The organism is Blastococcus litoris, assembly GCF_003075095.1.
In the GTDB taxonomy this organism is placed as follows: Bacteria; Actinomycetota; Actinomycetes; order Mycobacteriales; family Geodermatophilaceae; genus Blastococcus_B; species Blastococcus_B litoris.
This window is the reverse complement of record NZ_QCZF01000021.1, coordinates 1-5,515: the sequence shown is the minus strand read 5'-3', so window position 1 is coordinate 5,515 and position 5,515 is coordinate 1. Positions and strand designations below refer to the sequence as shown.

The following is a 5,515-nucleotide window of genomic DNA, read 5'->3' as shown; positions in this document are numbered from 1 at the left end:
TGCGCGTCCGCTCTTTGAGAACTCAACAGCGTGCCGAAAGTCAGTGCCAAGTAATACCCCGTGCCAGGGTCTTCGGATTCTGGCTGGGATTCCTTTGGTTGATTGATATCGCGAGTGTCAGCTCGCGGTTCTCAGCCGGTTCAAATTCATCTACGGAGAGTTTGATCCTGGCTCAGGACGAACGCTGGCGGCGTGCTTAACACATGCAAGTCGAACGGTGAACTCGCTTCGGTGGGGGATCAGTGGCGAACGGGTGAGTAACACGTGGGCAACCTGCCCCTGGCTCTGGGATAACTCCAAGAAATTGGGGCTAATACCGGATATGACCGCTGACCGCATGGTCTGGTGGTGGAAAGATTTATCGGCTGGGGATGGGCCCGCGGCCTATCAGCTTGTTGGTGGGGTAGTGGCCTACCAAGGCGACGACGGGTAGCCGGCCTGAGAGGGTGACCGGCCACACTGGGACTGAGACACGGCCCAGACTCCTACGGGAGGCAGCAGTGGGGAATATTGCGCAATGGGCGAAAGCCTGACGCAGCGACGCCGCGTGGGGGATGACGGCCTTCGGGTTGTAAACCTCTTTCAGCAGGGACGAAGCGAGAGTGACGGTACCTGCAGAAGAAGCACCGGCCAACTACGTGCCAGCAGCCGCGGTAATACGTAGGGTGCAAGCGTTGTCCGGAATTATTGGGCGTAAAGAGCTCGTAGGCGGTTTGTTGCGTCGGCTGTGAAATCCCGAGGCTCAACCTCGGGTCTGCAGTCGATACGAGCAAACTAGAGTGTTGCAGGGGAGACTGGAATTCCTGGTGTAGCGGTGAAATGCGCAGATATCAGGAGGAACACCGGTGGCGAAGGCGGGTCTCTGGGCAACAACTGACGCTGAGGAGCGAAAGCGTGGGGAGCGAACAGGATTAGATACCCTGGTAGTCCACGCCGTAAACGTTGGGCGCTAGGTGTGGGGCTCATTCCACGAGTTCCGTGCCGCAGCTAACGCATTAAGCGCCCCGCCTGGGGAGTACGGCCGCAAGGCTAAAACTCAAAGGAATTGACGGGGGCCCGCACAAGCGGCGGAGCATGTTGCTTAATTCGATGCAACGCGAAGAACCTTACCTAGGCTTGACATGCACGGAAATCTCCCAGAGATGGGGGGTCCGTAAGGGCCGTGCACAGGTGGTGCATGGTTGTCGTCAGCTCGTGTCGTGAGATGTTGGGTTAAGTCCCGCAACGAGCGCAACCCTCGTCCTATGTTGCCAGCACGTGATGGTGGGGACTCATAGGAGACTGCCGGGGTCAACTCGGAGGAAGGTGGGGATGACGTCAAATCATCATGCCCCTTATGTCTAGGGCTGCAAACATGCTACAATGGCCGGTACAAAGGGCTGCGATACCGTGAGGTGGAGCGAATCCCAAAAAGCCGGTCTCAGTTCGGATTGGGGTCTGCAACTCGACCCCATGAAGTTGGAGTCGCTAGTAATCGCAGATCAGCAACGCTGCGGTGAATACGTTCCCGGGCCTTGTACACACCGCCCGTCACGTCACGAAAGTCGGTAACGCCCGAAGCCGGTGGCCCAACCCTTGTGGAGGGAGCCGTCGAAGGCGGGATCGGCGATTGGGACGAAGTCGTAACAAGGTAGCCGTACCGGAAGGTGCGGCTGGATCACCTCCTTTCTAAGGAGCACTCGCCGGCCACCTCGTTGTGGTCGGTGCAGAGCCACGCCAGAACGAGACGGCAGGTCATCTTCGATCTGCTGCGGGTTGTCTGGGTGGTGCTCGAGGGTGGAACGCTGACCAGTTCGGCCGGCAGCTGCTGCTGCTCCTAGTACGGCCCGCTTCGGTGGGTGGGGAACGGGGTGGGGGTGGGTGGTCTGGTCGTAGGCACGCTGTTGGGTCCTGAGGGAGCGGACCGGTCGGGGGGTGATCCCCGGGTCGTGGACGTTGCTCTTGTGTCAGGGCCGTCCTGCATCTCGTACCACCACATGCCCTGCGGGGTGGTGGGTTCGGCGGGGTCGGGTGGGTGGTGTCTGGTTGGACGTTGAGAACTGCACAGTGGACGCGAGCATCTTTTTGACTCTGTTTTGCAGAGTTCTTGTAGGCCCGCACGATGTGTGTCCTTCCGGGCGCGTGTTGTGCGGTGTTTTTGTGTGGCCAAGTTGTTAAGGGCGCACGGTGGATGCCTTGGCACCAGGAGCCGATGAAGGACGTAGGAGGCTGCGATAAGCCTCGGGGAGCTGTCAACCGAGCGTTGATCCGAGGATTTCCGAATGGGGGAACCCCGCACCAGTCATGTGGTGTGACCCGCGCTTGAACACATAGGGCGTGTGGAGGGAACGTGGGGAAGTGAAACATCTCAGTACCCACAGGAAGAGAAAACAACCGTGATTCCGTGAGTAGTGGCGAGCGAAAGCGGATGAGGCTAAACCGTTTCCATGTGATACCCGGCAGGGGTTGTGGGGGCGGGGTCGTGGGACGGCTCGGTCAGTTCTGCCGGACTGACGGGGAGTGAGAAAGCAGCGTCGTTAGTGGAAGGCCTCTGGAAGGGGTCGCCGTAGAGGGTGAGAGCCCCGTACACGAAAACGCGTTGCCTCCCGAGCATGTTTCCCAAGTAGCACCGAGCCCGTGAAATTCGGTGTGAATCTGGCGGGACCACCCGCTAAGCCTGAATACTCCCTGGTGACCGATAGCGGACAAGTACCGTGAGGGAAAGGTGAAAAGTACCCCGGGAGGGGAGTGAAATAGTACCTGAAACCGTGTGCCTACAAGCCGTGAGAGCCTTAGGATTTCGGTCCGGGGTGATTGCGTGCCTTTTGAAGAATGAGCCTGCGAGTTAGTGGTACGTGGCGAGGTTAACCCGTGTGGGGTAGCCGTAGCGAAAGCGAGTCCGAACAGGGCGAGTCAGTCGCGTGCCCTAGACCCGAAGCCGAGTGATCTACCCATGGCCAGGTTGAAGCGCGGGTAAGACCGCGTGGAGGACCGAACCCACCAGGGTTGAAAACCTGGGGGATGAGCTGTGGGTAGGGGTGAAAGGCCAATCAAACTCGGTGATAGCTGGTTCTCCCCGAAATGCATTTAGGTGCAGCGTCACGTGTTTCTTGCCGGAGGTAGAGCACTGGATGGCTAATGGGCCCCACAAGGTTACTGACGTCAACCAAACTCCGAATGCCGGTAAGTGAGAGCGTGGCAGTGAGACTGCGGGCGATAAGGTTCGTAGTCGAGAGGGAAACAGCCCAGATCATCGGCTAAGGCCCCTAAGCGTGTGCTAAGTGGAAAAGGATGTGGAGTCGCAGAGACAACCAGGAGGTTGGCTTAGAAGCAGCCACCCTTGAAAGAGTGCGTAATAGCTCACTGGTCAAGTGATTCCGCGCCGACAATGTAGCGGGGCTCAAGCACACCGCCGAAGCCGTGGCATTCACACATGTCCCCGTCGACCTCCTTGAGGGGCCGGCCAGGGGTGTGGATGGGTAGGGGAGCGTCGTGTGGCGGTCGAAGCGGCGGAGTGATCCAGCCGTGGACGCCACGCGAGTGAGAATGCAGGCATGAGTAGCGAGAGGGGAGTGAGAACCTCCCCCGCCGGAAGACCAAGGGTTCCTGGGCCAGGCTAATCCGCCCAGGGTGAGTCGGGACCTAAGGCGAGGCCGACAGGCGTAGTCGATGGACAACGGGTTGATATTCCCGTACCCGCGAAGGAACGCCCATGCTGAACCCAGCGATGCTAACCGCCCGAACGCCCGTGATCGGCTCTTTCGAGGGTCGACTCGGGTTCTAGCGCGGGACCCGGACTGGTAGTAGGCAAGCGATGGGGTGACGCAGGAAGGTAGTCCTACCGGTGAGTGGTAGTACCGGTGCAAGGGTGTGGCCCGCGGAGCAGGTAAATCCGTTCCGCATACAGGGTGAGGCCTGACGCATAGCCGAATGAGGCGAATTGGATGATCCTATGCTGCCGAGAAAAGCCTCTAGCGAGTTCCGAGCGGCCCGTACCCCAAACCAACTCAGGTGGTCAGGTAGAGAATACCGAGGCGATCGAGCGAACTGTGGTTAAGGAACTCGGCAAAATGCCCCCGTAACTTCGGGAGAAGGGGGACCCCTTCCCGTCAAGGCCCTCGCGGCCGGTAGCGGAGGGGGGTCGCAGAGACCAGTGAGAAGCGACTGTTTACTAAAAACACAGGTCCGTGCGAAGTCGTAAGACGATGTATACGGACTGACGCCTGCCCGGTGCTGGAACGTTAAGGGGACGGGTTAGCCGCAAGGCGAAGCTCAGAACTCAAGCGCCAGTAAACGGCGGTGGTAACTATAACCATCCTAAGGTAGCGAAATTCCTTGTCGGGTAAGTTCCGACCTGCACGAATGGCGTAACGACTTCTCAGCTGTCTCAACCACAGGCTCGGCGAAATTGCACTACGAGTAAAGATGCTCGTTACGCGCGGCAGGACGGAAAGACCCCGGGACCTTTACTATAGCTTGATATTGGTGTTCGGTTCGGCTTGTGTAGGATAGGTGGGAGACTGTGAAGCGGGCACGCCAGTGTTCGTGGAGTCGCCGTTGAAATACCACTCTGGTCGAATTGGATGTCTAACCTCGGTCCGTGATCCGGATCAGGGACAGTGTCAGGTGGGTAGTTTAACTGGGGCGGTTGCCTCCCAAAATGTAACGGAGGCGCCCAAAGGTTCCCTCAGCCTGGTTGGCAATCAGGTGTCGAGTGCAAGTGCACAAGGGAGCTTGACTGTGAGACCGACGGGTCGAGCAGGAGCGAAAGCTGGGACTAGTGACCCGGCACCGGCATGTGGAAGCGGTGTCGCTCAACGGATAAAAGGTACCCCGGGGATAACAGGCTGATCTTCCCCAAGAGTCCATATCGACGGGATGGTTTGGCACCTCGATGTCGGCTCGTCGCATCCTGGGGCTGGAGTAGGTCCCAAGGGTTGGGCTGTTCGCCCATTAAAGCGGTACGCGAGCTGGGTTTAGAACGTCGTGAGACAGTTCGGTCCCTATCCGCCGTGCGCGTAAGAGACTTGAGAAGAGCTGTCCCTAGTACGAGAGGACCGGGACGGACGAACCTCTGGTGTGCCAGTTGTACCGCCAGGTGCACTGCTGGTTGGCTACGTTCGGCAGGGATAACCGCTGAAAGCATCTAAGCGGGAAGCTCGCTTCAAGATGAGGTCTCTCACCGGGTCAACCGGGTAAGGCCCCCGCCCAGACCAGCGGGTTGATAGGCCGGAAGTGGAAGCACCGCAAGGTGTGGAGCTGACCGGTACTAACAGGCCGAGGACTTGACCACACACACCCATCGGGTGCGGGAACACTGGTCAGAGTCAACTCATAAAGCATGTCGCGTCCACTGTGCGGTTCTGAACACCCAACCAGCCATCCCTGGCGGGTTGCACATGTTCACAGAGTTACGGCGGCCATGGCGAGAGGGAAACGCCCGGCAACATTCCGAACCCGGAAGCTAAGCCTCTCAGCGCCGATGGTACTGCCCTGGAGACGGGGTGGGAGAGTAGGACGCCGCCGGACAACCATT

The 5,515-nt window shown here is 59.1% G+C and carries 3 rRNA genes; all 3 read left to right on the top strand.

Going from position 1 to position 5,515, the window contains the following annotated elements:
- Window positions 1-149: 149 nt before the first annotated feature.
- The 3 genes from DCS98_RS22415 (at window position 150) to rrf (ending at window position 5,508) form a co-directional block, all read left to right on the top strand.
- A 16S ribosomal RNA gene (locus tag DCS98_RS22415) occupies window positions 150-1,668 on the top strand.
- 475 nt (window positions 1,669-2,143) lie between these two features.
- Window positions 2,144-5,272: ribosomal RNA gene (locus DCS98_RS22410) — 23S ribosomal RNA — on the top strand.
- Between the two features lie 119 nt (window positions 5,273-5,391).
- Window positions 5,392-5,508 (top strand): 5S ribosomal RNA (gene rrf, locus DCS98_RS22405).
- Together the 16S, 23S and 5S rRNA genes form the textbook arrangement of a ribosomal RNA operon.
- Window positions 5,509-5,515: the final 7 nt, after the last annotated feature.